Raw genomic sequence first — 1017 nt, forward strand, 5'->3', positions numbered from 1 at the left:
GGGAGATGCAGGAGAGCGACGAGCGCTTTCGCGGCCTGATCGACGCGCTTGGCGATCTCGTCATCCATCGCGACCGCGACGGCTACATCGTCTATGCCAACAAGGTCTTCGCCGATCTCGTCGAGATCGACCAGCGCGACCTCGCCGGCAAGACCCTGGCGGAACTGGGCATCGAGGTCGGCATGGTTCCCGATGCCGCCTTTTCCGACCATGAGTGCCTGAGTTCCACCGATGTCTCCATCAGCACGCCGAGCGGGCAGCGCTGGTTCTCTTGGATCGAACTGTCGGTGCGCGACAAGGACAGCGGCGCCGTTTCACACCGCGCCATCGCCCGCGACATCACCGCCCGCAAACGCGCCGAATCGTCGCTGATCACCGCACGCGAACGGGCCGAATATGCCAGCCAGGCCAAATCGCGCTTCCTCGCTACCGTCAGCCATGAAATCCGCACCCCGATGAACGGCATCATGGGCATGGCCAGGTTGCTCGCCGACACCAGCCTGTCGCCGGAGCAGCAGACCTATGTCGGCGCCGTCTCGACCTCGGCCAGCGCATTGCTTGCCCTGATCGAGGATCTTCTCGACTATTCCAAGATCGAAGCCGGGCGCTTCGACCCCGAGCCGCAGCCGATGTCGGTGCGCGAGATCGCCGACAACATCATCGAATTGCTGGCGGCGCGCGCCTTCGCCAAGGATATCGGACTGGGTTGCCATGTCGAACCCGACGTGCCGCAATTGATCACCGCCGATCCGGGCAAGGTCAGGCAGGTGCTTCTCAACCTCATCGGCAACGCCATCAAGTTCACCGACAGCGGCGGCGTGCTGGTGAGCATAGCACGCGCACGCACCGAAACCAGCGACCGCATATGCTTCACCATCGCCGATACCGGTCCGGGCCTGCGTGACGCCGACCTGGAGCGCATTTTCGAGGAATTCGAGCAGGCCGACGGCACGTCGACACGCACACATGGCGGGGCCGGCCTCGGCCTTGCCATCTCCACACGCCCGGTGTCCGCCC

Annotated in this window: 1 protein-coding gene; it reads left to right on the forward strand. The window is 64.5% G+C overall.

Features of this window, described 5'->3' with window-relative positions; all coding sequences use genetic code 11:
* Positions 1 to 1017: PAS domain-containing protein (locus tag EN893_RS35465; RefSeq protein WP_164901463.1), on the forward strand; the 1017-nt coding region annotated here is incomplete at both ends.

It is taken from the genome of Mesorhizobium sp. M7A.F.Ca.CA.004.04.2.1, from assembly GCF_004022825.1.
Taxonomy (GTDB): domain Bacteria; phylum Pseudomonadota; class Alphaproteobacteria; order Rhizobiales; family Rhizobiaceae; genus Mesorhizobium.